Source organism: Candidatus Gorgyraea atricola, from assembly GCA_030765235.1.
GTDB lineage: Bacteria > Omnitrophota > Gorgyraeia > Gorgyraeales > Gorgyraeaceae > Gorgyraea > Gorgyraea atricola.
The window spans coordinates 55,841-81,989 of sequence record JAVCCW010000029.1 but is presented as its reverse complement, the minus strand read 5'-3'; the positions used below and the strand labels follow the sequence as shown (position 1 = coordinate 81,989).

The 26,149-nt window shown below is 40.4% G+C and carries 21 protein-coding genes and 2 tRNA genes; 2 read left to right on the top strand and 21 right to left on the bottom strand.

The genetic code is table 11. The annotated features are described in order from the left end of the window. Positions 1 to 6: 6 nt before the first annotated feature. From P9L93_05965 to P9L93_05905, 13 genes are all read right to left on the bottom strand, one after another. On the bottom strand, positions 7 to 2,121 hold the full coding sequence (locus tag P9L93_05965; GenBank protein ID MDP8230631.1) for a hypothetical protein: 2,115 nt from the start codon (positions 2,119 to 2,121) through the stop codon (positions 7 to 9). A gap of 125 nt (positions 2,122 to 2,246) precedes the next feature. Beyond that, positions 2,247 to 2,582: a helix-hairpin-helix domain-containing protein gene (locus tag P9L93_05960; protein MDP8230630.1), complete on the bottom strand. Its 336-nt coding sequence runs from the start codon at positions 2,580 to 2,582 to the stop codon at positions 2,247 to 2,249. Continuing rightward, positions 2,583 to 3,479, bottom strand: coding sequence for a hypothetical protein (locus P9L93_05955; protein MDP8230629.1), 897 nt, complete (start codon positions 3,477 to 3,479; stop codon positions 2,583 to 2,585). Further along, positions 3,476 to 3,832, bottom strand: a complete 357-nt coding sequence (locus P9L93_05950; GenBank protein MDP8230628.1) for a hypothetical protein — start codon at positions 3,830 to 3,832, stop codon at positions 3,476 to 3,478. Before P9L93_05950 ends, P9L93_05955 begins: the two co-directional genes overlap by 4 nt. Before the next feature lie 70 nt (positions 3,833 to 3,902). After that, a complete protein-coding gene (locus tag P9L93_05945; GenBank protein MDP8230627.1) occupies positions 3,903 to 5,075 on the bottom strand; it encodes a hypothetical protein in 1,173 nt (390 codons plus the stop codon). Between the two features lie 7 nt (positions 5,076 to 5,082). Continuing rightward, positions 5,083 to 7,611, bottom strand: a complete 2,529-nt coding sequence (gene leuS, locus P9L93_05940) for a leucine--tRNA ligase (GenBank protein ID MDP8230626.1) — start codon at positions 7,609 to 7,611, stop codon at positions 5,083 to 5,085. 87 nt (positions 7,612 to 7,698) lie between these two features. Next, positions 7,699 to 7,772 (bottom strand) — tRNA-Ala (locus tag P9L93_05935). Between the two features lie 123 nt (positions 7,773 to 7,895). Next, positions 7,896 to 7,983: transfer RNA gene (locus P9L93_05930), tRNA-Leu, on the bottom strand. A gap of 79 nt (positions 7,984 to 8,062) precedes the next feature. Continuing rightward, positions 8,063 to 9,007 carry an acetyl-CoA carboxylase carboxyltransferase subunit alpha gene (locus tag P9L93_05925; GenBank protein MDP8230625.1) on the bottom strand — a complete coding sequence of 315 codons (945 nt, stop codon included), beginning with the start codon at positions 9,005 to 9,007 and terminating at the stop codon, positions 8,063 to 8,065. Between the two features lie 8 nt (positions 9,008 to 9,015). After that, a complete protein-coding gene (locus tag P9L93_05920; protein MDP8230624.1) occupies positions 9,016 to 9,921 on the bottom strand; it encodes a L,D-transpeptidase family protein in 906 nt (301 codons plus the stop codon). Between the two features lie 15 nt (positions 9,922 to 9,936). Next, entirely contained in the window at positions 9,937 to 10,383 is a 447-nt protein-coding gene (locus P9L93_05915; protein MDP8230623.1) for a divergent PAP2 family protein, read from the bottom strand. 79 nt (positions 10,384 to 10,462) lie between these two features. After that, complete coding sequence (locus P9L93_05910; GenBank protein MDP8230622.1) at positions 10,463 to 11,305, bottom strand: hypothetical protein; 843 nt, start codon at positions 11,303 to 11,305, stop codon at positions 10,463 to 10,465. Positions 11,306 to 11,375: 70 nt separating this feature from the next. Next, on the bottom strand, positions 11,376 to 12,233 hold the full coding sequence (locus P9L93_05905) for a hypothetical protein (protein MDP8230621.1): 858 nt from the start codon (positions 12,231 to 12,233) through the stop codon (positions 11,376 to 11,378). 186 nt (positions 12,234 to 12,419) lie between these two features. Between P9L93_05905 and P9L93_05900 the strand changes: the two genes are divergently transcribed. Then, positions 12,420 to 13,946 (top strand): YifB family Mg chelatase-like AAA ATPase, encoded by a 1,527-nt coding sequence (locus tag P9L93_05900; protein MDP8230620.1) that lies wholly within the window; start codon positions 12,420 to 12,422, stop codon positions 13,944 to 13,946. 90 nt (positions 13,947 to 14,036) lie between these two features. Next, the gene (locus tag P9L93_05895; protein MDP8230619.1) at positions 14,037 to 14,522 is read left to right on the top strand and encodes a transposase; all 486 of its coding nucleotides are present in this window, start codon (positions 14,037 to 14,039) and stop codon (positions 14,520 to 14,522) included. A gap of 90 nt (positions 14,523 to 14,612) precedes the next feature. Here P9L93_05895 and P9L93_05890 read toward each other — a convergent pair whose 3' ends face one another. From P9L93_05890 to P9L93_05855, 8 genes are all read right to left on the bottom strand, one after another. Continuing rightward, positions 14,613 to 14,936 (bottom strand): hypothetical protein, encoded by a 324-nt coding sequence (locus tag P9L93_05890; GenBank protein MDP8230618.1) that lies wholly within the window; start codon positions 14,934 to 14,936, stop codon positions 14,613 to 14,615. Positions 14,937 to 15,307: 371 nt separating this feature from the next. Further along, positions 15,308 to 17,044: a DUF1570 domain-containing protein gene (locus P9L93_05885; protein MDP8230617.1), complete on the bottom strand. Its 1,737-nt coding sequence runs from the start codon at positions 17,042 to 17,044 to the stop codon at positions 15,308 to 15,310. Between the two features lie 165 nt (positions 17,045 to 17,209). Beyond that, on the bottom strand, positions 17,210 to 18,679 hold the full coding sequence (locus P9L93_05880; protein MDP8230616.1) for a hypothetical protein: 1,470 nt from the start codon (positions 18,677 to 18,679) through the stop codon (positions 17,210 to 17,212). Positions 18,680 to 19,072: 393 nt separating this feature from the next. Beyond that, positions 19,073 to 20,182 (bottom strand): glycosyltransferase family 4 protein, encoded by a 1,110-nt coding sequence (locus tag P9L93_05875; GenBank protein MDP8230615.1) that lies wholly within the window; start codon positions 20,180 to 20,182, stop codon positions 19,073 to 19,075. Continuing rightward, positions 20,182 to 22,842 (bottom strand): ATP-binding protein, encoded by a 2,661-nt coding sequence (locus P9L93_05870; protein ID MDP8230614.1) that lies wholly within the window; start codon positions 22,840 to 22,842, stop codon positions 20,182 to 20,184. The genes P9L93_05875 and P9L93_05870 overlap by 1 nt, the downstream gene beginning before the upstream one ends. Positions 22,843 to 22,898: 56 nt before the next feature. Further along, positions 22,899 to 23,750, bottom strand: a complete 852-nt coding sequence (locus P9L93_05865; protein MDP8230613.1) for a radical SAM protein — start codon at positions 23,748 to 23,750, stop codon at positions 22,899 to 22,901. Further along, positions 23,747 to 24,604 carry a hypothetical protein gene (locus P9L93_05860; protein ID MDP8230612.1) on the bottom strand — a complete coding sequence of 286 codons (858 nt, stop codon included), beginning with the start codon at positions 24,602 to 24,604 and terminating at the stop codon, positions 23,747 to 23,749. Before P9L93_05860 ends, P9L93_05865 begins: the two co-directional genes overlap by 4 nt. 104 nt (positions 24,605 to 24,708) lie before the next feature. After that, positions 24,709 to 26,145, bottom strand: coding sequence for a hypothetical protein (locus P9L93_05855; GenBank protein ID MDP8230611.1), 1,437 nt, complete (start codon positions 26,143 to 26,145; stop codon positions 24,709 to 24,711). Between the last annotated feature and the right edge of the window lie 4 nt (positions 26,146 to 26,149).

Sequence of the window (26,149 nt, the reverse complement as noted above, 5' to 3'; positions counted from 1 at the left end):
CCTCTATTATATCTTATTGCCTATTTCGTTTCCAGATTTTTTGATATTCTTAACTCTCTCAATGAGTGAAGTAGGATTCCATGATTTACGAGCTGTTACGCAGATTTCATCAGCTCTATTTTTAATGAGAAGATCGCGTAATGAATCGAGCTTATCTATAGCCAGATCTACTGATGGAATTTCACGAGCTGCTGCAAATTCATCTGTAAATTTTTTATCATTCATACATTTAACTATATAACTATCTACTGCATGCAGGGCATTTCCGTATGCAGAACTTAATAAACGTTGAAACTTCTCTAAAGCAGTATCATATGCTGTGTTTGTGACAAATAAAAATGCGCTTTTGTCTTGACCTTTTGATAGGCGCTCGTTAAGTTTATTCAACAAAACATCAATATCAACATAATCTGGTAAGCTCTTGCCAAGATGAGCTATTATTTCTCCTTTTCTTATCCCTTTGCTACTATCAAGACTTAAAATGTCAAGATCAATCAGATCTGCCAATATATCAGTTGTTATTTTCTTATCAGTCTCCACTGTTTCAGATTTAATATAAGCAGGATAACGTTGTAACGCTTCTAATGTAGGCACAATAGATAGCGGCACTGCATAATTCTCGCCACGTTCTCTTACCCCTGTAGAAGAAGCATCCATTGGCTGATCAACTACTTCGAAGCTCATGTGTAGAGCCTTTATGTGGTGATTAAGGGCATTGATTACCTCTTGCTGCATAGACTCTGTTTTAGAATCCAAAAGAGTCTGTAGTGAATTCATGCCTTTCATCGAATCCATTGATAAATCAAGTCTATCTAGCCATGTTTTTAGATCTGGACTTCTAGACGGATCCGAAAGTAATTCTCTCCCTTGCATAAACCATTCTTTATAATATTTTTCTTGTAACACATTCAAAGAACTTTCCAGATCTTTTATCTTTCTCTCCTTCCATGAATTAACTTCTTCAGATATCTTTTGCCATGACGCCACATCTTTTCCCTTACCTATTTTTTCTTCGACTAATTTTCCTGCAGATTCAGATAAAAATTCTATAATGTTTCTATTGGCTGTTGCCTCCATTGCAAAAATTCTATCTTTTCCCATAATTTCAGGATCATCCACTTTATCGCCTTCGCGATGATGAAATCTAACATTAATTTTTGCATTAATTCCCAAATTGAAAAGTTTAGTTACGACATGACATAGTTTGGATGGGACATCGAGTTGAACATATTCATGCTTAGTGTTTAACCAGTTAAAATGGTCAAATCCTGCATTATAGCCATTTCTAATGAGCTCTGCAATTTTACGCCTTAAATAGATCAATCCAGGAAATATGGTTTCTGCATCAGCAGCGAATAAGTTTTTATCTTCGCGTTGTACAGTAGTATATCCGACAAATGGTTGCATTGCATTTAATAGGGCTTTGAAATCCGCTTCTCTTATAGGCAACCCTGTTAAATTAACTTTACGTTCCGGATCGCTGTTATCTAACATAACTGACACAAAATCAGCGCCATCAGCCAATAGATTCAGTATCATCCACACATGTCCATCATGCCAGGGATCACCCTTCATACCCAATAATTCAAGTCTTGCTTCCCTCTTTATGTTAACTGCGGGTTCGAAATTATCCTTCATAGATAAATTTAACCCGCTTACTGCATTAGGCACGAGATCGTCATTTTGTATACGTTTGGATATTTTAACTAAACATCCGATTATTGGTTTATATATATCATTTTGTACTTCATTAAGTACCACTTGTTTGTCCACCCCTTTGCGTTTAATATAATCATTTATTATCCAGTCATACTTTTGTACATATAAACTGAGCATATTAATGGTAAAAGATTGCTGCTGTGCATTACTTTTTATTGTCTCAATAAAATTACCAGGTATGGTTTTTTTTAGGAAAGAGTTCTTATCAATAACTTTTTCTATGGCCGTGAGGATATTAAGAAAATATGTAGTTTGAGAATCAAGATCGGGTTTTAATTCTTCTCTCTTTAGCTCCAGAGGAATCCTTAGAGTACCAGCATTTAGGGCTGCAGAACTTGTGTTGGTAAAAACAAACATTGCCAAGATCATTACAGCTATGATTTTATTTAGCTTTTTATACACGATTTTCCTCCTCATCCTGTAGCAGCAAGACTATTCTTAATTATATTTATAATCTATTTATAATATACTACAAAAAAACCTTTTTGTCAATAATTTTTCATCGAGGAAAGGTATCTATAACTCCTTTATTCATTTATAGTTACTATCTCCTTCATCTTCTCGAACTTCTTATCACCTATGCCTTTTATGTCCTTGAGCTGTTCTATGCCTGTAAATTCCCCTATTGTCTCTCTATACGCTACAATATCTCCTGCCATGACCGGGCCTATGCCAGGAAGGCGTTCTAACTCAAATTTATCAGCTGTGTTGATATTGATTAAAAAGCGGGATTCGTCAATGTGAACTGTCTTAATCTCAGAGTTAGTCTTTGTCTTTACATAATAAGAAAGGCCTGCATAAAGCAGGCCCATGACAAGAAATGCCAAAATAATAGATCTCTCGGTTCTTGAAATATCCAGCATCTAATCAGTAGATCCCAAAATATTGACAAATCCTGCAAGATTTCTATTGTCTTTTTGGGTATAAAGCACGTGAACAGAAGACCCTGTTGTGATATCAAGAGGATTTGCGCTGATATGATTTTTTAATATAGTAGACTGCCCTGGCGTGATATCAACTTCTAAGCTATTTCCATTATTATCCAAAATTTCTACAATAAAATAATCTTCCTGCGACTTCACAGATGCTATTTCACCAATCGCAGCCAAGACAGCAGGCTGATCCGAACCCCCCTGTGAATCTACTTTAATAGCTGGGATAGCAGATACACCTGCAGTATCTGACACACTAATACTGGCAGAAGGCTTAATCGTAGTAGTTGTCAGTATAGTCTCTATCTGAGGAGAAGCAATATGAGGTGAAGGCATAGGCGGTGTACCTGCGATCATTGATGGAGCCTGCGAAGGTAAGCTAGTTTTTTTAGACGTCGTGGAAGTCGTCTTCTCGGGTATAAGGCCTTCTTGCTCGGCCCTTGTCTTTATATTCATAGCTGCCTTCCTTAGAAGATCTGCCCCTTTTTTTACAAGATCCACTGATTCTTGTTTCTTGTTAGGTTTTAATATAAACGTTAGTCCGTCTCTTATGAGTTTAAATGAAGTAAGCATGGAATTATGATCTGTTGAAAAAACCACAGGTGATTTCAGGTTTTCAAACTTCTCTATAGATCTGGATATCTGCCCTGTCACAGATTCACTTACTAAGGGATTAAGGCTGATCATCCGTATTGCTGCCTCTACCTCCATAACTATCCTGTGCATTTGAGTTAAATATGTCTTAAGTTCCTCCTGTGATTCCTTAGCAGATACTACTGTTGGAATAATAAAAAAACAAACTAAAACTATCAATAATAGCTTCTTCATTCTTTCTCCTTCTCATTTACGTCTTCTATATCTTCATATCCTGTAACATGATCTCCTATAAAATAGATCTTCTTCCTTCTCGAGAAATGCCTGTGGTCAAGCGGCATGTTCGGGAACCACGCCTCATATATCCATGCCTCTTTCTTGAGTCCTGTGTCATCGAATCCCATGTCTATTACGTCATTGGGCTCTCCCCACTTCTCGATCACCTCTTCCTTGCTCGTACCAGAGACGACCATTGTCTTTGTGCTAAGGGGATGTGTCAATGCGTATTGCGCCGTAGGCGTTTTTACATCCGCACAGCCTGCAAAGATTAAAACAACTCCTACCAATAAAATTAATCTTATAAACATATTTTCCTCCTTTTCTTCCGCGTAAGTTCCGCGTGCCCCGTACCCGAACGAAGTGAGTGGTTCGGGGCGATTACTTTACAATATACTCCACAAGTTGTATATTAAAATCCTCCAGGTCTTCAAAGTCCCCCTTATAAGGGCTAAAAAGCGAATCCTTAAAGGACTTGTCCTTTAATATAAGATCGCAGAATTTTCTGAATTTCTTTCTGCCATGCTGAGTGATGAGAAATTCCACTAATTTTTCTGACTGGGCATAAAAAAGCTCTCTCATCTTTTTTCCTTCAGGATAAGTTCCAATGCGCAATAAATCACCAAGCAGTATATGGGTCCCTTCTTTTATGTATTTCACTAGAAGATCGTTGGAAACACTGGTAACACTGGCCTCATAATTCGCCAACCCCTCATTTAGCCATAATGGGATAGTGCTCTTACCAGCTATGTCCCTGAATATAAGATGAGTCAATTCATGCGGAAATGTAACAGCGAGATATCCATCTGAAAGCACACAGAGAAACATTTCTCTTTCTTTATAATTTGGGACAAAGCCTCCGACTAACTCTGGATTAAACCCTATCTTTTTTAAAAAGGGTTTCCATTTATCAACGCTCTCGACGATATATACCTGGCATTTTGTCTTCCACTTTATCTGGCCCTCGTAACCTAAATCATACGCTATCTTCTCAAAATAGTATTCCGCCTTGTCGCTCACTATCTTTGCCTGGGCCAGGTCTGTATAGAATATTGAAAAATGCTCTGTTTCTTTAAGAAACCATTTTCCTTTCTTAAGAAGCTTTGTCGCGAAATCTGACCTCTTTTCATTATCTTCGTTAAATGAAAATCTTCTCTTTTTTTCTTCCTTTTTTACGCCTCCGGCTATATCCGCCGCCTGGAGTCTTTCTTTTTTCTCGGGCGTGATCCACTTGCCTTCATATTCAACAAGGCCTTTCTCTATATTTCTTTCTATATCAACGTCTACGATTTTTCTTTCTGCCTTCTCATCCTCCCAGGATTTTTTCATTTCAGAATGCGCGTCGCCAGAATCTCTTTCTATGCTTTTTATGTCTTCTTTTGAAAATGCGACCGTGGCCCCGATATTTATCTTTATCTGGACAGACTCCTCGTCTTCTTTTGTGATAATACCCTCGACCTTACTGCCGTTTTTTAGATGTATAGTATCTGCGTACAGGAGGGTATTCGAGGATAACAATGAAACAATTATAACAATAACTATTTTTCTTAACATAGAACAATTATACCACAAGATTCACTAATCTCCCTTTTACAACAATAATCTTCTTGGGCGCTTTACCTTGAGTCCATTTATTTATTCCAGGATCTTCAAGCACAATTCTTTTAATATCTTCATCACCTGCGCTTGATGCTACTTCTATTTTTGAGCGCACCCTGCCATTTATCTGCACTGGCATAGTAATCTTGTCCTGAGCAAGCGCAGCCTCGTCATATCCTGGCCACTCTGCTTCAAACACGCTTTTCTTATTCCCCAACCTCTCCCACATCTCTTCAGCAACATGCGGCACGAATGGCGCAAGAAGAATTATCACAGTCTCTACGGCAAGTCCATACCCCTTGTCTCTTGTCCCTTGCCTGCCCCGTACGAAATCTTTGATTCTCGTATGGGGTCCCTTGTCCCTGACTTTATAGATCTCATTCACTAACTCCATTATCGCACTGAGCGCTGTATTAAAATGAAACGACCCTTCCATATCTTCTGTAACTTTTTTAATAGTAAGATGAGTTCTTCGTCTTAAGCCTTCATCCCTTGTCCCTTGCCTGCCCCGTACGAAATCTTTGATTCTCGTATGGGGTCCCTTGTCCCTTGTCCCTTCCACAAGCCTCCACACCCGATTAAGAAATCTCCACGCTCCCTCTACTCCTCGGTCATTCCACTCTGCATCCTTCTCAGGTGGACCAATGAACAATGTATAAAGTCTCACTGTGTCTGCGCCGTATTTTTCTATGAGCGCGTCAGGACTTACTACATTGCCTTTTGACTTGGACATCTTTGCGCCATCTTTTACGATCATGCCCTGTGTAAAGAGTTTGGCGAATGGTTCTTTAAAACCTACATGACCCAAATCATAAAGTACCTTTACAATAAATCTTGAATACATTAAATGCAGAATAGCATGCTCTACGCCACCTATATATTGATCTACAGGAAGCCACTTATTGATTAATTCTTTATCAAAAGGTCTTTTGTTGTCTTTTGACGATAAGAATCTAAGAAAATACCAGCTCGAGTCCACGAATGTGTCCATTGTATCGATTTCTCGTCGAGCTTTTGATTTACACTTAGGGCATTTTGCATTGACAAAACCCTTGGCTTGTTTTAGAGGTGACTCGCCATGAGGCTTGAATTCAACTTTTTCAGGCAAAAGAACTGGCAGGTCTTTCTCGTCCACTGCCTGTATGCCACATTTTTCACAATACACTATAGGTATAGGCGCGCCCCAGTATCTCTGCCTGGAGATGAGCCAGTCCCGCAGCTTATAATGGATCTTTCTCCTGCCGATCTCTTCTTTTTCCATGTAGTCTGCGATTTTTTCAATTGCCTTAAGGCTTGGCAGGTCATTGAATTGATCAGAATTTACCATTACGCCTTCTTCAACAAAGGCTTCTTTCATAGTCTTTACATCAAGATGTTCTTTTGGATCATCGATCACGACCACTATATCTAGATCATACTTTTTCGCAAATTCAAAATCCCTTTCATCATGCGCAGGCACTGCCATTACTGCGCCAGTGCCATATTCCATGAGTACATAATTCGAGATCCAGAGCGGGATCTTTTTATTATTCACAGGATTTATAACATAGCGGCCTGTAAATATGCCTTTTTTCTCAGTCGTAGCTGAGACCCTGTCTGTAAAACTCTCTTTTTTAACATCTGCGATGAATTTCTTTATGTCTTTTTCTTTACTGGAACTCTTTACTAATTCCTCGACCATTGGATGCTCTGCAGCAAGCACCATATATGTAGCGCCATAAATCGTATCCACCCTTGTGGTAAAACAGCTCAAAAAAGCCGAGGCTGGACCTCGGCTTTTTTCAAGCTTGAAATCTATCTCAACGCCCTCGCTCCTGCCTATCCAGTTCTTCTGCATGATCCTTACACGCTCTGGCCAATCCTTTAAAAGACTCAGATCATCCAGAAGCCTTTGCGCGTAATCAGTGATCTTTAAAAACCATTGCTCCAGGCTGCGCAGTTCGACCTCTGATGAGCATCTCTCGCACGCGCCATCCACGACCTGCTCATTTGCAAGCACCGTTTGGCAGGAAGGACACCAGTTGACCTGGGCTTTTTTCTTATAGGCAAGACCTTTTTTATAGAGCTCTAAAAATATCCACTGTGTCCATTTGTAATAGTCAGGCATGCACGAAGCAATCTCTCTATCCCAGTCATAACCCACGCCCCAGGCATCGAGTTGCTTTTTCATTGTCTTTATATTATTCAATGTGGAAGTCTTAGGATGGATGCCGCTCTTTATAGCAGCATTTTCTGCAGGAAGGCCAAATGCATCCCAGCCCATTGGCGCCAGGACATTGAGCTTATGCATGATCTTATAACGCGCTACAACATCACCTATGATGTAGTTCCTGCCATGTCCTACATGCAGAGATGCAGACGGATACGGAAACATCATGAGGCAATAGTATTTTTCCTTAGAAGACTTAGGGTCCATCTTAAAAAGACCCTTCTTCTCCCACGCCTTCTGCCACTTCTTCTCAATTTTCTTAAACGGATAAAATTCACTCATAATAAAAAGGTCCTTCGACTCGCATAAAATCCTCTTATTCATCGGATTTTATTGCTCGCTCAGGATCAAACTCGCCTTCGGCGAGTTTGGTGGAGCTGACGGGAATCGAACCCGTGATGCGACAATGCCATTGTCGTGTGATCCCGCTTCACTACAGCCCCATTCCAAATTGCCCCATTCTTAAAATCGGGCAATTTGGAACGGGGCACGCCCCAGTATCTGATGGCCTGCCATGAACCCGAGCGAATACGCAACTAAAAGTAGTATTCTTAGCGAGTGGTTCATGGTGCCGGAGGTGGGAGTCGAACCCACACGAGGGGTTGCCTCACACGATTTTGAGTCGTGCGCGTCAGCCAGTTCCGCCACTCCGGCAATTTCCGTTACCCGTTTAGTCCGTTTACCCGTTTTGCCCGTTAACGGGCAAAACGGGTAACGGGTCAACGGGCTAAACCTAATCCCCCATGCTTCTGAATTTCTCGTAGCGCTTTTTTAGTAATTTATCCACAGGAACTGTTTTGAGTTCCTTCAATGCCTTTTTTATGCACTTCTTCACGGTCTGAGCTGTTTTTTCAGGGTCCCTGTGCGCACCGCCAATTGGCTCTGGGATCTCACCATCAATAATCTCGAGTTCAATAAGGTCCTTGGCAGTAAGCTTCAGCACCTCTGCTGCCTCAGGCGCCTTTAATCTGTCTTTCCATAAAATAGCAGCGCAGCCTTCTGGAGATATCACTGAATAGTATGCATTCTCCATTACATAGACCCTGTCGCCTATACCTATGCCAAGCGCTCCTCCTGAGCCACCCTCTCCTATTACTACTACGATCACTGGCACCTTTAAAGATATCATCTCCATCAGATTATGCGCAATGGAATTTGCCTGGCCACGCTCTTCAGCGCCTATGCCAGGATATGCGCCAGGTGTATCAATAAAAGTGACTATAGGTGCATTAAATTTCTCGGCAAGCTTCATCAGTCTCATTGCCTTGCGATACCCTTCTGGATGAGCGCTGCCAAAATTTCTCATGAGATTCTCTTTTGTGTCCCTGCCTTTTTGATGGCCGATCACCATGACTTTTTCCCCGTCGATCTTGGCAAAACCGCCGATCATGGCCTTGTCATCCTTAAACATGCGATCGCCATGCAACTCAACAAAATCCACCATTATCATATGGATGTAATCAGTGGTGTACGGCCTTTTCGGATGCCTGGCGATCTGTATCTTCTGCCATGGCGTAAGAGAATCAAAAATCTCTTTCTTGACCTTCTCGAGTCTTGCCTCGAGCGTCTTTATCTCTGCAGAAAGATTTATGCTGCCATCTGACGCAAGAGACTTTAGCTCTGCTATCTTCAGCTCCAGTTCCAATATAGGTTTTTCAAAATCCAATCCACCTGCCATAATCTATCTCACTCTACTGTCGTGACCTGTGTCCCGACTGGAATAATAGCGTATAACTCTTCCACGTCGGCATTGAACATCCTCACGCAGCCTTGCGTAGCCTGTTGGCCCACACTGTCTGGATCTATTGTCCCATGAATGCCATAACCTTTTTCAGAAAGTCCAAGCCAGCGCGAACCAAGAATATTCTCAGGGCTCTCAGCAGGCACCATTGCACCTTCTTTATACCAGACAGGGTCTTCCATTCTATTGATTATAGTAAAAGTCCCTACTGGCGTAGATCCATTTTTGCCTGTTGAAACCGGATAGACCTTTACAGTATCCTCATCCCCAGAAAAAATCGTTAAAAGATTTTGAGACTTATCTATCAATATCTTATATCTGGCAGTCGAGACCTTTAGTCTTGAATTGGCCATTATGGTATTACTTTCCAGTGAATTTGAAGCCTTGATAAGCTCGATCGTCGTCTTGAATTTCTTTGCGATCTTTGTAAGACTGTCGCCTGGCTCCACCTGATAGAGCAGGTCCATATCTGTAATAATAGGGGAAAAAAGTATCTCTATGTTAAGCGCTCCCAGTTTTTCCTGTATCTGAAGTATATTGTCGACATTCTGATATTTACTCAATATCATCTGATATGCATCCCTTGCCTTAACGATCTCTTCTTTTTTCTCGTAAGATTTTGCGAGATCAAAATAGACCCTGCCTGCCTCAGCTGAATCAGGATCTTTATCTGTTAGCTCAGCTATCTTTTTCTCTGCCTCATCCAGATCGTCCTTCGAGATCAATTCCCTTACAGATCTAAAATCTGATAACCCCTCTATCTTAGCCTGATTCTTAGGACTGAATACAATAATTATCAATACCAATATCAACGCCAAACCAATTCCCGCACCAACCAGTTTACTATTCACTCTATCCTCCATGTTTTATCTGTAACAAAAAATCGCGACTAAAATACCTAATGCAGCGCCTATAAATACCTGTATAGGCGTATGACCTAATAACGCTATAAGACGATCCTGTTTAACGCCCTTTTGTAAATAAATATCCTCTATGATCTTATTGAGTATCTCTGCCTGCTGGCCGCTTTGCCGCCGCACACCCTGGGCATCAAACATTATGATAAGCGCAATGAAAAACGCGAATGCAAAAAATGCCGACGAAAAACCAAAGGTAAATCCAATAGAAGCGGCAAGCGCTGTCACAGTAGCGGCATGAGAACTCGGCATACCCCCTGCTCCCACGAACCATCTAAAATTAAACCGCTTCTCGCGTATCACACCGATCGCCACCTTTATGGTCTGCGCTAAAAGCCATGCCAACGAGGCAGTCAAAAACACCTGGTTCTTCCCTAAGTCTACAAAGAAATCCACCCTAACCTCCTAAAATTAAGTTGTATAACATTATATATAATAGATAGGAACTATGGCAAGGGAAAAGATGGGAAACTCTTTAGAACTTCACTGTACCGCCAAGAGTCAGGGCAGTCTCATTCAGGAGTCTGAGCTCAAAGTTCAGCAGATAGTAGCTCAAATAGAACGGCATTATATCGCAGCCAAGTACAATACCAAAGCTATTTTCATCATTCGCATTATATGTAGAATAAAGCTGACCAGTAGTAGACCGCATAAAATTCACATCTATGTCTGACGCTAAATAAGTCAGGCCGCCATACGGAATAACATAGCAATCATTTACCCCTAATGGAATAATGAATTTCTTGCTGGCCAATAAACTCGTCTGCCATTCATCTATTGTGAAATCCTCGTTAGTGCGAGAAGCTGTTGATTCTGAACCGTTTATCTTTGCCTTGTCAAAACCCAGATCACTATGCCTATATTGTAGATCCATTGTAAGATCAACATCATAATTCTTCAGCTCCCATAACTTTGCCTTTAGGCCAGCGCCCCAGGAAAGACCAATATTTGACTCCACTTTAACAGCATCACCATTTTGCTCCCACTCGACTTCAAGACTGGATGTTCCTATTTTTATATAGGAGTCGAGCATATCTTTATAATTATTGGAAACCTTGAGGATGAAATTATAACCGTCCATCTCAGCGTCAGTGACATCCGTAGCAGAAGAAAGAGTTCTTTTGGTAACTATTTCCATGTCCAGGCCGACTTTTATATTCATCTCTTCTTCAAATTTATCAAGGGTCTTTTTTATTGCCTGTTCCTTTAGGAATAGAGAGTCCTCTGGAACGCTCATATCAGGACCGCCTACTGTAGCTGCCAGCGCAAACGAAGCACTAAAAATTATGAAAAATGAGATTATTATTATTTTTTTCATCCTTCGACTCCTTTCAGTCGCTCAGGATGACCTTGAGTTTGTGTCGAATAGGTCATTTTTATACCCTCTTTCAAAACTTCATTGCGCCGCCAAGCGTAAGCGCCATCTCATTAATAAGCCTGACCTCTATGCTGTATATAAACGAGCTTGACAAGGTCGGCATAATGTCGCATCCCAGAAAAAAACCAAACATGGAATCATTATTCGCGTCATAGAGCGTCCAATCCTGCGTAGTATCATCTGGATTTTTAAAGCTTATATCTACTGTTGAATCAGAAAGCGTCAAACCTGTATAAGGCACTAAGTAGATATTCTGCCATTTTAAAGGAAGCTCATACTTCTTACTCATAGCAATGGATGCCTGCCATTCATCTACTTTAAAATCTGCGCCTGTATCAGTTATGACAGTACCTCCCCGCTCAATATCGCTTACGTCCAGATCTGTAATCCTGCATTGAACATCGCCTGTCAGGCGAATACCCGAACCATCGAAATCCCAGATAATCCCCTTTATGCCACCGCCCCATGCAAAACCCTGATCAGATGCAACCTCTATGTCCAATGCACTATTCTGTCTCCATTTCGCGTCTAACCTTGATGCGCCTATCTTGATATATGGCTCTACCCTGTCAAAAATAGTAACGCCCAGCTTTACCATATAAGACTCTCCTGATAGCTCAGCGCCTCCTACTTCATTAGGTCCATTTAGATCTTTATCAAATAGAAATTCCATATCCAGCGCTGCCTTTATCTTTATCATCTGTTCATAGCCATCAAGGGCTTTACTCACAGCCTCCTGTTTCAATATAGCAGAGACATTTGGCACATCAAGATCAAGGGAATTACCTACAGTTGCGGCAAACGCAACCCCACTATTGGCAAATATAGCTGTAATCAATAAAGAATATAAAATACAGAGTTTCTTCATAATAAAGTATAATACTTCAGTTTATTTTATAATGAAGTATACATTACAATATAGGTATTGTCAAGGGAGCCAGCATAAAACCCGATATCCTTAAAAAAATTGAAAGAAAACCACCCCTTAGATGTGTCTATTATAATAGTAGCCCAGATTTAAACCTGGGCTACTATTAAAAGGGAGGTGGTCTATATGTTATCAAAGGTATTTTCAGCAACCACTATTGGCATTGAAGCAAGAGAGATCGAGATCGAGGTAGATATAGCGAGCGGGCTGCCGCAAGTGGCTATTGTAGGTCTCCCTGATACTGCTATACGAGAGTCCAGGGACAGGGTGCGCTCAGCTATAAAAAACAGCCAGTTCAAGTATCCTTCTAAAAAGATAACAGTAAACCTTGCGCCATGCGACATAAAGAAAGAAGGTCCTTGCTTTGACCTTCCTATGGCAATAGGGATACTTGTTGCATCTGAGCAGATAGATTATAAGAACATAAAGGACTTTGTATTCCTGGGAGAGCTTGCCCTTAATGGCAGCATAAGGCCTGTAAAAGGGGTCCTGCCTATTGCAATATCTTTAAAGAACTCGCGTAAAAAACTGATCCTGCCAGAAGAAAATGCATATGAGGCCAGCGTAGTAGAAGGCCTGGAGGTCTATCCTGTAGACAGGCTCAATAGCGTGTGTGATTTTATAAACGACATAAACTCGCTCTCACCCTTACCTTATACTGCGCAGATCCATCTAAATAAAAAACGCGACTATGAAACTGATTTCTCAGACGTAAAAGGCCAGGTCTATGCAAAAAGGGCCATGGAGATCGCTGCAGCAGGAGGTCATAATATCATCATGATAGGTCCTCCTGGCAGCGGAAAGACAATGCTCGCTAAGAGGCTGCCCACGATCATGCCTGATATGACACTTGAAGAAGCTATTGAGACTACAAAGATTTACAGCATATGCGGCCTTGTCCCAACAAAAAAGGCAATAATAAACACAAGGCCCTTTAGAACGCCACATCACACCTCTTCTGACTCATCGCTTGTTGGCGGTGGAAGCACGCCAAAGCCAGGCGAGGTGAGCCTAGCGCATAACGGTGTGCTTTTTATGGACGAGCTGCCTGAATTTCACAGGAATGTCCTGGAGGCATTGAGGCAGCCTCTTGAAGATGGGTACGTAACTATTTCCAGGGTAAGCGCTACCTTGAGATTCCCGTCCAAGTTTACTCTTGTGGCCTCGATGAACCCGTGCCCTTGTGGTTTTTTAACTGATCCAAAGAAAGAATGTCTTTGCACATCTCCAAGAATACAGAAATACATGTCCAGGATCTCAGGGCCGCTCTTAGACAGGATCGACATCCACATAGAGGTCCCTCCTGTCAGATACAAAGAGCTTTCAGGCGAGGCCTGCGGGGAAAAATCAGAAGTAATAAAGGCAAGGGTTGAAGCTGCAAGAAAAATCCAGCTGACTAGACTCAAAGACCATGGCATATTCGCAAACTCCCAGATGCCTCATAAGCTTATCAGAAAATACTGCAGATTAGACGAGGCTGCACAGGGTCTCCTAAAGCAAGCAATAACAGAAATGGGCTTCAGCGCCAGATGCTACGACAAGATCCTGAAGATTTCCAGGACAATTGCAGACTTGGAGGGAAAATCCAACATAGAACCCAACCACGTCTCTGAAAGCATACAACTAAGAAGCCTAGACAAGACCAGTTGGTAATCCTGGTAATCTAACCGGTAGGCCAGGTTTAAACCTGGCCTACGATCCAGTAGGCCGGGTTTAAACCCGGCCTACTACAGAAAGGAATTCATGGGCAGACTCAAAAGATATTTCGAAGAGGGATATCCATATCTTATCACTACTGCAACTTTCAATAGAAAGCCTATCTTCCGTGACGAACGGAACTGCAAAATCCTCTTGGCCACAATCGAATTCTTTAAACTGGTTCTGGACTATAAACTATTTGCCTACTGCTTAATGCCCGACCATTTACATCTCATAATTCAAACCTATGGCATCTATAATATTTCATATATCATGAAGATGATTAAAGGTAATTTCGCAAGAAAATATAATAAAATGCTCTCAACGCAAGGAAAAGTCTGGCAAGACAGATTCTATGATACAGGCCTCAGGAATCATGATGTTCTGCTTCAGAAAATAGAATACATCCATAATAATCCTGTCCGTGCAAAATTGACAACAACGCCAGATGAGTATCCTTTTTCAAGTTATAACTACTACTTTGGCAATAATTATTCAGGAATACCAGAAATTGATAAGATAGAACCGTAATTTGTAGTATGTAACATGCATGGTGCCAGGTTTAAACCTGGCCTACTACTGGCCTACTACTTTAGGGCTACTTGTTCTTAAAATTCCTTTTCAGAAGTTAGAAAGTGGTGATAAAAAACCAATGAGAATAGGTCCCATTAATAAAAAACCTAATATAATAAACGTTACTATGTTAATAATGCAATTCATTTTATTTTTTGCAAACTCTTTTGCTATTAAAATCAGGGCTATGATAATAAAAATATACTTATGAAAGAAAATTATGTGCATAAATGAAGGTAACTTTATCCCAAATTCTTGGTATAAACCATACATTTTCCCTTGTATTAAAGGAGTGGCAATTAAAATGAGGGTATCAAGCACTAAGAAAATAATACTCAATATATTAACTGAAGTTTTATCCTTCTTATCCATAACCTCTCCTTATTCCCAAAAGTATACCCTGTACACCTCAAAAGTCAAATAGGATAAAATAACCCACTAAACAAACGAACGTATTTTTACCTTTAACTTTTCCTTATCAAAAAATCCTTAAAAATACAGGGGAGGATTATTTACTCGCACTCCCCCTTGCAAACCCTCTTTCCCTAAGGTATAATTTAAAGTGATGAATAAATTCTTAAAAATCATAGGCATCATATTGATAATTGCTTGGTTCTTTTCCTGGGTTTATGTCTTTATTATGCATAACTTCTTTCCTAGACTTAGGTAGCCCATCTGTTTATATAACCTGACTTCCTTCTGGGTCTGTTCACAATTGTAGGTGACTCAAGATGCTCCAAAATTCAATACTTAAAGGCGTTGTTGATTACATCAAAACGGATCAGGAAGGGATCTTCTAATTCTTCAAAGCCAGCCATGTATTCTGCAAATTCTCTCTCTATTGTCTTTGAATCTTTGCCTAAGGCCTCTAGCAGCCAATTTATATCTTCAGAGTATTTAGCAGTTTCACCTGCTAACCTATTTTGGTATTCCATAAATTCTTTCGGATATCTCTTCATCAAAAAAGAGACAAATGCCCAGCTTTGGGCATACATGTCCCGCATGGCCCTTGAATAGACCCCTGGGAAACTTCCCATTTTATAAGCTGTTAAAAATTCCAATGGGTATACAGGGCCTTTTCTGGTCATCTCCTGGTAGATAAATAACCTCCTATCGTTCTGGGCGCCGAGTTCATCTGGCTCGCAATATGTAGCCATGCCCTCTGAAAGCCATGAATTTGCAGCCTTCATATCAAGCGGCACATCCTCGCTCTTCTGCTCAAGCAGCTTCTTTAAGACCTTTGCCTTTTTTTTGTAATCCTTTTCCTCCAGAAATGCCTTTTTCCTTTTTATAAGCTCTTTGTCGGGCCCTTTAAACCTTGAAAGAGTTATGTTTTGCAGGCCCCAGTTATGAAAGAGTTCGTGAGTAAATTCATGCCTCAATGTAGACATCGTCATATTTATGAACATATTCTCGTAATAGTTGTATACTTTCCAGAACTTGTTTTTAATCTTCTTTGCTCGGCCTTCGACATAGATATGATATCTCTTATCTACGCGGGTCTCGATCGCATCCACTATCTGATTAATCTGCCTTCCGCTTTCCCCGACTATACCTTCAAACAACAGCTCTGCAAATCTGTCTCCTAATACATTAAAAAGGTAAAGCACCTTGTCCTCTGGCGTAAAATAACCTGCGGCTGCCCATCCTGGCACGCCATCTGACACGGCATATTCAACAAAATCAACATAGTCATCAAATATTACTACAAAATTCTGAAGTTTCGGCTCCCTGTCTTTAAAGATATCAAAAAACTCTAAATAGATATCTGTATATGTCTTTCTTAAAACCTTCCTGCATCTTTTAACCCATGTAATATATGAATCAGTTACAATAGTAAAATTCCCATCTTTGTAAAACTCCATCTCTGGAAAAAGCCTTTTAAGTGAATCCTCTGTATTCCTGCTCTCTTCATTATCTACTGGCTTAAAAATAAGATATTGGATCTCTGAGCGCTCAATATCCTGTTCAATGCTTCCCCCTCCTTCTGTAGCATACGATAAATAGAGTTTATCTGGATCTACTCGATCGATCTTGGCGTCCAGGATACTCCTGTTATTCAGTCTTATTACAACATCATTCTTAAAAGGCCAATGTTCTGAGATCTCTTCGTCTGAAAGCAAGGTTTTTTCTTTCAGGGCCTCCTTAGGAGGGGTTATACGATCTACCATATCAAGATAGACAATGATCTCCTCACCTTTCCAATCAATATGATACGCGTCTTTTGTTATACCTGCCAGCCCCCCTATCATTGTGCTTCCATCTCTAAAATGCAGTGCTACCTTATCTTTGTAGTCGTATTCTAGGATTTCCTCAGTCGCATATAATTTCTTCTGCATTATAAACTTAGCATGTTTGTATAGCTTAACTGCTGTCCCGCTAGTAAATAAAAAATAGCCGGCACCTATAAAAATTGCCAATAAAATCACTGCAGCTATTATCTTCTTCTTTTTTGTATTCTGAGTAGAATCCATCTCCATGGCATCTCCCTTTGCCCTAATTATAGCCTAAATAGGGCAAAGTTTCAAATTTTGTGAAAAATTTGTATAGAACTTTGGGGGCGTGGGGACAGAGGTCAACACTAAGCAGTAGCAGTAGGCCAGGTTTAAACCTGGCCTACTGCTACTGCTACTCTACATTATATATTAAAGTGAAGACCTTAGATCGATATTATCAGATATTACCTTAGAATCCTCGGGATACAAAACATCAAAATATGAGAATTCATTGATGCTCCATCTGCCTGAAATTTCATAAAAATCCAACACTTCACCATCTCCGTCTAAATTAGACAATGGTATCGGCAATGCTATCCTCTCTCCTTTATTCAATACCCCTTTTCCAAAGTTAGTCGAAATCAATTCTGCTTTTCCAACCGCACAACCAAGGTTATAATTAAGCCATAATTTTACGCGGCCATCATCAATAACTTCTATAATATAAACATCCTGACTGTCTATATCAGTCATATATACAAGTGAGGCTGTTGGCAAGGCCTTTAAGTCTATTTGGTCTTTCATTAATCCATTATTATGCAATAGAGGCGGGTACTCTTTGTTTATTATGGACCAATGGCCATTAGTATTCTTAGGAATGGACATATCATCATTATCTACAACAACCTTTAAATTCGCATGTTGAATAGCAAGTTTTTTGACTCCCACTTTATCAAACTTAACTGTGATCTTCTGTCCTGCGGAATCTATTTTACTAACAATCCCCCTGCCAAAAGTAGGATGTTCTACTATTGCACCTTTTGTTAAGCTTTCACCTTTGCGTCCGGGTGCTTGCTGTTTCACTAAAAGAGCTTCTTTTTCTTCCAGTATGGCCATCACCAATGGGTCTTCTTTTGGGCCTTCTTTTTCCGAAACATTATTACGCCCCGAAAATCTTGTCTTTCCTTTAAATGTTATCTTTTCTGATTTTCTCTTTACGGTCAGAATCGCCTGTTTTTTCATATCCTCTATGTGGGAATTTAAAAAAGCTATAAATTCGTCTTTTAAAATACTATTTATTCTTAAATTAGTTACATTTTTACTTTTTCCTATTCCATCCATAATTTCATTAAGTCGACCTATGTGAGAGTTCTCATTTCCTTTATAAAGTGTCTGATAACACAGGTTCATCAGTTCTAATTTTACTTTTTCATCTTTCGCTCTGGCTATGCCTAAAGATTGATAAACAAACTTTTTAAGGTATTCATTTACTGCTTCCCATTCCCTGGGTTTATTAATTATAGAATCTTTTAGAATCAACTTTTCATTTTCTCGTTTTTCTGCAAGCCATTTATCTATTAATCTTACGGACATACGCTTTGTTGAAGCGTTTTTAGAGTCTACTATTCTTAAACCTAGTTTATCCGAAGTATTCAGAAAGTATTCTCTTGCGAAACCTGTACTTTTGATAAGTTTCGATGTTGCGGTTAGGTAAAAACTTTTTTGATCTCCATACCTCCTTAATAACCTCAGACAGTATTCATCTCTGACAAACCCGACCAAACCTTCGTCTCTCAATATAGCTTTGAAGTTCTCTCTTTGGAAGGAAGATGTTTTATTGCTTTTTTCCTGTTTTAGTTTATTTGCAGCGCGCCTATAGCCTTCAAGTGGGATTCGCAATGTTTTGCCATTAAAAAAAGCATAGCATAGAGGGGGGGCTAAGTATAAATAAAAAACCCGCTGTTATTAAGATTATCTTTAAATTGAGAGCTTTATTAAACTTTAACATAATTTAGCCAAAAAAATAGCCTTTTCCCTATTTATAAGGTCATATTAAGTATAGCACAAAATATACTAGATTGCAAGTAAAATTTTTGATATATCTATAATGATTACAAGTAGATAGGTAAAATTTCCTATCTCGTCAATGCCTTTTCCAGATCTACGCGCAGCTGATTGACGATAGCCCTAGGTACGCAGAATTGGGACCTTAGTAATGGCGAGCTTACTGTGAACTCGAACATGTCGGGGTTATTGGGGAGTTTTCGAAATTTTAGTTCGACTTTGGTTACATTAGACATATTTTGCCTCCATTATCTTTTCTGCGACTTTATCCCATGTAAAGCGCTCTTTCACTCTTTTAGCTCCAGCTTCACCCATAGTCTCCATTAATTTTTTATCCTCCAAAAGAAGTGTTATCTTGCGCCCTAAATCATCAGCATCCCCCGCATTAACCAAAAATCCTGTCTTTCCCTCCTCTACTATCTCTGGCATGGCATCTACTCTAGAGCCTATGCAGGGAAGCCTGTAGGACATGGCCTCTAAAAAAACCAGGCCAAATGGTTCACAGAAAGATGGCATAGCGAATATTGAAGACTTATTAAGAAAATCCCCGATCATATCTCTATCCTTTATGTGGCCTTTCCATTCAACGCCTTCTACTTCTGCCAAAACCTGGTTTGGACCTATTATGATCAGGCGTACATCCTTTATTTTATTCCTTACATTCTTAAAAGCCTCTAATAATGTAAATCCCCCTTTTCTTTTAAAATTATTGCCTATAAAAAGTATGGTCTTCCTATCGTATTGCTTTTTCTCTGCGTGTGGAAATACGCTAAAAGGCAATCCATAACCCACAGTCATCGATCTTTCTTCTCTTACGCCATAATCGCTGATCATGGATCTGCGCGTATTATTGCTGGTCGTAAAGACCATGGCGGCCCTTTGATAAAGGCCTTTCTGTAATTCGAGCAACTCATCGCTCTGGCGCTTGGAAGACAAAGGCGCCCATTCAGGAAAATGCTTTTCAGCAAGCCTTGTTGTATAGTCAGAGAAGATAACGTATTTTTTATTTATTGACTTAAGGCTGGGCGCGAATAAAGACCCGATCTGTAAAATCAGATCATACTCATGACTGTGACTGGCTAAATATCTTTCGCAGATCCTGCTCCTTTCGCGAAAAACACTGGGTGTTATTGTATATCGTCCTAAATAGTCACGATACGCATTGCCCCATTTAGACTTATTGAAATTAAAGGTCTTTAAAAGGCTCCATAATTTATATCTTGCAGGAATCGGGACATCTTTGACAATAAGATTCCAGCCGCGTTTCTTCAGGGATTCAAATAGAAATCTATTTGATCCTGATAAAGACGCGTTTAGTATTAAAAGGTTCTGTTTCATTACTTTGGTAGGTTGAAGATGAAGGTTGAACCTTTACCTGGAGCGCTTTCTACTCTCATGCGGCCTTTGTGAAGCATTACTATGTCCTTTGCTATTGGAAGGCCAAGACCTGTGCCCTCTTTTTTCTCTGCGACAACTCTTACGAATTTATCAAAAATCTTCTCGCACTCTTCTTTTGTCATGCCCGGGCCAGTGTCCTGGATCTCCACCTGCACCTCATCCTGCAATTCGGCGATCTTTACAGTAACGCCTCCCTTGTCAGTGAACTTCAGGGCATTCCCTACAAGATTCACGAAGACCTGTGTCAATTTATCCTCGTCTGCCTTGATGCTAACGGCCTTATCAGGAAATTCTCGTTTTAGGTCCACATTCTTTTTCCTGGCTACACTATCAAATTCTTTAAGGACTCCTTTTGCCAGTTTTACCACGTCCAGGGTTTCCTTTTTGAGTGACATTTTGCCTGATTCGATCTTGGATAGATCCAGAAGGTTATTCACAAGCCTCGCAAGCCTGTTTACGACTCTGAACACGTCACCCAATATCTCCTGTTGTTTTGGTTGGACTTTCCCTGCAAAACCTTTATCAATATTATCTAAATTGCCTGTTATCAGGGTAAGCGGCGTCCTTAATTCATGCACTACGTTTGCCACAAAGTCTGACTTCATCCTGTCCAGATCTTTAAGCTTAGAATTGATCTTCTCTAATTCATCTTTCTTGAAAACAAGGGTCTTGTTTGCCTCTCCCAGCTGAGCGGTCCTCTCCTTTACCTTGTTCTCTAAATTTGTATAGAGCTCCTTGAGCTCCCCTGCCATTGTGTTAAATCCTTCTGCAAGATCCTGTATCTCATCACCTGTTTTTATGTTCAATCGATGGTCCAGATTGCCCTTACCTATGATGCCAGCGCCGCTGTAAAGCGCCTGAATAGGATTTGTTATGGAGCTCGTGGTGTAGAAAATAACAAACACTGCTATAAAGGCCACTACGCCTATTATGATAAATATCACGATGTTGATAGTCCTTATCCTATTCGTAAGGTCTTTTTTATTCTTCTCGATCTGACTGATCTCTGCCTCCACTGCCTTGGCTAAACTATCCTTTAGATCATCCTGTAATTCTATAAGGGTCCACCCGCGCTCCTTCATAATGCTATCGTGACTATCAATAACACCCAAGACAGCGCTATTAAAGCTGTCCAGCTTTAGCTCTATCTCTTTTATAAACACAGAATCAGCGCGCCCCTTAGAAAGATTCCTGTATCTATTCATGTATTTTTTCATATCAAAATATGATTCTGAATACTGGTCCTTGTACTTTAATTCCTGTTCATCTAAATAATCCATGATAAGCCTGGACGCGCCCGCAAGCTCATCCTTAAGACGCATCAACATCCACCTCGCAGGCACATGTTTCTCTAAAATATCCTGCGGGTCCTCTGCCTCTTTTATCAAAGAATCCTTTTCAGCCAAGAGCCCATCTATCTTGCTCTCGATCTCTGAAGCTATAGACAAAAACTCTGAAAGGCTATCCTGTTTCTTGTCAAAGAGTGCCGTGTTAGAATCTATAAGCTTTAAAATAGCGTTATCTGATTCCAGGATATCATCTAAAAATCTCTCTGTACCCCTAAGCCGCGCATGACGGCCATAATCCTTAAGAGCCTTATCTATATTCTGTCTAAGCTGATGATAGTGGGCTATATATGTTTCATCACCAGTCAATATATATCTACTGCTTGCCCTCCACGACTCTGCCAGATCCTTTTCTATCTTGGAAATATTATGTATGGCTGGTATATCCTCTGTAAGCGCAGCGCCTACTCCCAGTTTTGAAGAAATGCCACTTTTCTTAAGCGCGATTATCTTATCCAGCGCCTCCATAAAATCCTTGCCTTTAGCCAAGAGTAACTCCACATGACTGCCTGCCTTAGCCTTAAGATCATTGATCGAGCTGACAATTGATTTGATTTCAGTGGAGGATTCTATAAGTTCAGTCGCGAGGCTGCGTTCTTTATCAGAAATAGAATACCCGTAGTAATTCTTGTAATCCCTTAAGGATTTTTCCAGGATCAGGACATCTTCTTCATTAAGGTCTGAGAGTGCTTTTGAAAACCTCAAGCGCGCTTCTGTTATTAGGTCTGATGCAGGGAGATATTGCGTCTGTACCAACAAAAAATCCTTCTCATCCTGCATCTTTTTTTCTTCAAAATCAAAAAGGCTGTCCAGTTTCTTTGTGAATGTGATCTCTATTGCCCTGAGATCCTTGTATAGAGCGTCTATATCTTTTTTGTTCTTAAATATGTCCTGCGCAGCTCCGTCTATCCGGGCTATTAAATCCTCTGCCTCGTCAAAAAGCCCTGTCTCTTCCTCTTCAGATATAAATCTCTCAAGGGCTGATATATCCCGCTCTATCCCTTTGTGGGCCTTTTCATAACTTATCTTAAAATTCTCATTGCCTGTTATTAGAAAATTATTGAGCTCTGCAAAAAGCCCTTCCATTGAAATGGCTATCTGGTAGGTAGCCCTGGATGCAGGCAGATCCCTTGCAAAGACCTGACTCAAGCCTCTATATGTATGCCTTAGACTATAGATGGAAAGTGCGCCAAGAACTATAACAAGAAGAAAGGTTATAAAAAAACTAATCCCGATCTTTCTACTTATTCGCATAGGGAGATTGTATCACACGAGATTATGGAGTTCAAGGGTTGAATAAATTGAAAGGATTAATACAACGACAAGGTAGGCTTTTTTGACTTATAACTGGCATAGGCATTTTTCCAGGTAGGAGACATGACTTCTTCTTTTACCCATCCGCCCATACCTCTGAATCTTCCACAATATTGACAGAACTTTTCTCTCTGATCCTTCATGGAATCGTCATCCAATGGCAATTTCTTTCTGCCGATATTAAAACCAAAGATCCTGTCAATGCCGCCAGATACCGCGCAGGGATAATAGCCATATGGAGTCAGGCCCATGCCGCTCACAGTCATGCCCCTGCAGCCCACTGAATAATCTGCAAATCTATAATGTTTAAGGTCCCGCGGGGCTATATTAAAGGCAAGAAAATGCTCCTGCATAGGAGAATCCTTTGCTGAATTAGAGATCTCAATGTCTTTTGGAAGTTTGGACAAGATATTATTTACTGTCTTCCCATGGCCATTAGTTACGACTTCTATCACAGCCTCAGGAGAATATTTCTTTTTGTACTCCAGTAATAACTGTACGATCTTAAGAAGGTCAGGGTGAAGCGTTGGTTCCCCTCCCATCAGTCGTATTCTTTCCCATCTGTTATTATTTTCAATACTCTCCTTGATAAACTTTTTTATTTGCTCGACAGTCATACGCTGACTGGTCGGGGCCTGCTTACAGGAGCGAACACAATTATTGCATTTTAGATTGCAGACATAAGTGATATCTATGGCGATTATCTTGGAGGTCCTTGTAAATGGGGGCTTGAGAAGCCTTGTCACGGGTTTCTGGACCAAGAAAAAAAGGCACGCCCTTTTCAATAACGCATGCCTTAGAATAAATCTTTTCGCAAAGCCTAGAAAATATCTTTCACAAAAAGTCATTGGTCGCTCCCCTGAAACGCTCTATCAAAAAGTTCTCCGGCTAATAATCTATAGACCTTCGGCTTAAAATGTCCACTGTGCTCAGTTGCCATATTTTTTAATCCCTGAAAATGTCCTCTATAGGTTGCCTCTGGATCGATCAACTTCACAGAAAGCTCATCCGCCAGTAAATTAAGGTAGCTTTTAAATTCTTTAGAAGGCACGGTTATAAATGCCCACATTGGGATTATATTTCTATCTTTAAGAAAACGAACATTATCTCTTATTTTAGGAGTCAGGCCCTTGATCTTTTCATCGAATGAATTAGCCTTTGCGTATTCCAGATTTTCATCGCCATAATAACCAAAGCCTATATCTTTCTGCAAAAACTTATCAAACACCCGCTCTTTTATCATTTTTAAAAAAGCGGAGTAACGAAACATCGAACGCAGCCTGTAATCCCTGAGAAATCTTTTCTTTCTTTCAGGAGAAATATCCCTCAGCCTATTTATATCCTCTTCTACCCATAAAAATATAGCATATTTACAATTATATTTTTCGCTCTCTATTTCCATCCTGTTAGCGATCTGTTCAATACCATAGCCGGGTACGCCTCCGTTAAGGACATTATAATGCATGCCGCGCGAATCCAGTAAATCCTGAAGACTGGCTGCAAATGTCTCTCTGTCCAGAACGCCTTCTCCCCAGGCATAGGAATCCCCTCCTACATAAATCGACGGTAAAGCCGGGTCATACTCCTTGCCTGAATAACGAAAACCATTCTTGTCAACTCGTGAAACAGGCGAATATAGTTTCTGGCAGCCAATCTGGCCCTTCTTGTATCTCCAGAATAAAACATTATCCGGCTTTGTCAATAATGGGGAGCCAACGATTTTTCTTGTAATGATTTCGCCTAGCGAAAAAAATATCGCTAAACTAAGAAAGGATATACAAATATTCTGAATTAACCGCGCTCTCCTCATAAGTGTGAAGCAGGATCATCGTATCCGTTAGTGGGCGGCGGAAATTCAGGAGGGGGCATAGGTGGGATATATGTCTCGGCTACAGGGACTATCCTGCCCAATACGCAGATAATATCATCCTCTGTAATCATCGCAACAGGCGCATAAAGTCTATAAGTCACCCTTATAGGGGAATTTGCTACTGGGATCTTGCCTTTTTTATCATCTCCAAAATAAACACTCGCGTAATTTCCTGAGTCGAGCTTGACTACGTAATCTTTACTCGCTAAAGAGCTCTCGAAGAAACTCTTTTTCTTGTACCACTCTTCATACCCGGATTCTTCATCTACATATGCGTGTAAATCGTATATGACAAAACCCGCGTTCTTGAGCTCAAAACTCTGGCCTTGACTACCATTACTTATGCCTATGATCTCCTGCACAGGAGAATCATACAACACCCTGGCAAGCTCTTCGCGAGTCAATAACTCACTTGGATCAGTGCCTACAAATATATCAATGCCGTGCTTCCGGAGTATCTCAGTCTGAAGTCTATATATCTCGTTCTCAGTAAGAACAGCATAATGCCTTGGCAGCTGGTTTTCTATGTGCCTTGTCTTTACAAGAAGGTCTACGAAATTTGCCCTTGTAAGTAACCTTGATGGATTGTATTTCTGTTTCAATGCCCTTGTCACATCTGGATCAGACAGAAGCATTGCTATCTCGCATTCTGTAACCATCTCGTCATCCCTGCCAAAAAACTTATATATTGTCTTTAATCTTGAACCTGCTTCAGGAATCCTGCCCTTTTCATTGTCACCAAACACTACCATTGCGTCATCGCAGGAATCAAGCTTTGCAACATAGTCTTCTGCGTTGGATTTACTCTCTTCAAAGGTCTTCTTCCTTTCCCACACTTCAAACCCTTTTCCTTCATCTACGTATACTTCGACATCATACACAATAAATTCGGCGTTCTTCAGGTCAAACATCTGACCTGGCAGGCCGCTTGAAAGGCCTAAATACTTTTCTACAGTTATATTCTTTAATACTGTAGCCAGCTCTTCTCTTGTAAGAGGAGATAAAGGCTTGGTACCGACAAACATATCTATGCCTTTACGATCCAGGAGTTCTGCCTTTAAAATATATCTCTCTTCATCGCTCAGTCTATATACATTCTGGGCAAATTCCTTATCCAGCCGTATCACCTGCGACAGGATATCTACGAACAACAGCTTCGTAATAGGCATATATTTGGCAACAGCTTCTTCTCTGCAATTCTTTGCAGCCTTTAATAAATACTCATTTTCAGGCGCGCAAGGGTCTCTCTCAAGACAGATAACTCCCTCATCAAGCCTGCATCTGGTCCGGCACACATCTGCATCCTGCTTAGCCATGGCAGACGCGATCGTTAACATGCTAACTACTATTATTATAGATACTATCTTTCTCATATGC

Excerpts from the sequence above, each read along its gene's own strand:
- P9L93_05960 (MDP8230630.1), bottom strand. The coding sequence starts at position 2,582 with ATGCTGGATATTTCAAGAACCGAGAGATCTATTATTTTGGCATTTCTT.
- P9L93_05955 (MDP8230629.1), bottom strand. The coding sequence starts at position 3,479 with ATGAAGAAGCTATTATTGATAGTTTTAGTTTGTTTTTTTATTATTCCA.
- P9L93_05950 (MDP8230628.1), bottom strand. The coding sequence starts at position 3,832 with ATGTTTATAAGATTAATTTTATTGGTAGGAGTTGTTTTAATCTTTGCA.
- P9L93_05945 (MDP8230627.1), bottom strand. The coding sequence starts at position 5,075 with ATGTTAAGAAAAATAGTTATTGTTATAATTGTTTCATTGTTATCCTCG.
- leuS (MDP8230626.1), bottom strand. The coding sequence starts at position 7,611 with ATGAGTGAATTTTATCCGTTTAAGAAAATTGAGAAGAAGTGGCAGAAG.
- P9L93_05925 (MDP8230625.1), bottom strand. The coding sequence starts at position 9,007 with ATGGCAGGTGGATTGGATTTTGAAAAACCTATATTGGAACTGGAGCTG.
- P9L93_05910 (MDP8230622.1), bottom strand. The coding sequence starts at position 11,305 with ATGAAAAAAATAATAATAATCTCATTTTTCATAATTTTTAGTGCTTCG.
- P9L93_05905 (MDP8230621.1), bottom strand. The coding sequence starts at position 12,233 with ATGAAGAAACTCTGTATTTTATATTCTTTATTGATTACAGCTATATTT.
- P9L93_05900 (MDP8230620.1), top strand. The coding sequence starts at position 12,420 with ATGTTATCAAAGGTATTTTCAGCAACCACTATTGGCATTGAAGCAAGA.
- P9L93_05895 (MDP8230619.1), top strand. The coding sequence starts at position 14,037 with ATGGGCAGACTCAAAAGATATTTCGAAGAGGGATATCCATATCTTATC.
- P9L93_05890 (MDP8230618.1), bottom strand. The coding sequence starts at position 14,936 with ATGGATAAGAAGGATAAAACTTCAGTTAATATATTGAGTATTATTTTC.
- P9L93_05885 (MDP8230617.1), bottom strand. The coding sequence starts at position 17,044 with ATGGAGATGGATTCTACTCAGAATACAAAAAAGAAGAAGATAATAGCT.
- P9L93_05875 (MDP8230615.1), bottom strand. The coding sequence starts at position 20,182 with ATGAAACAGAACCTTTTAATACTAAACGCGTCTTTATCAGGATCAAAT.
- P9L93_05870 (MDP8230614.1), bottom strand. The coding sequence starts at position 22,842 with ATGCGAATAAGTAGAAAGATCGGGATTAGTTTTTTTATAACCTTTCTT.
- P9L93_05865 (MDP8230613.1), bottom strand. The coding sequence starts at position 23,750 with ATGACTTTTTGTGAAAGATATTTTCTAGGCTTTGCGAAAAGATTTATT.
- P9L93_05855 (MDP8230611.1), bottom strand. The coding sequence starts at position 26,145 with ATGAGAAAGATAGTATCTATAATAATAGTAGTTAGCATGTTAACGATC.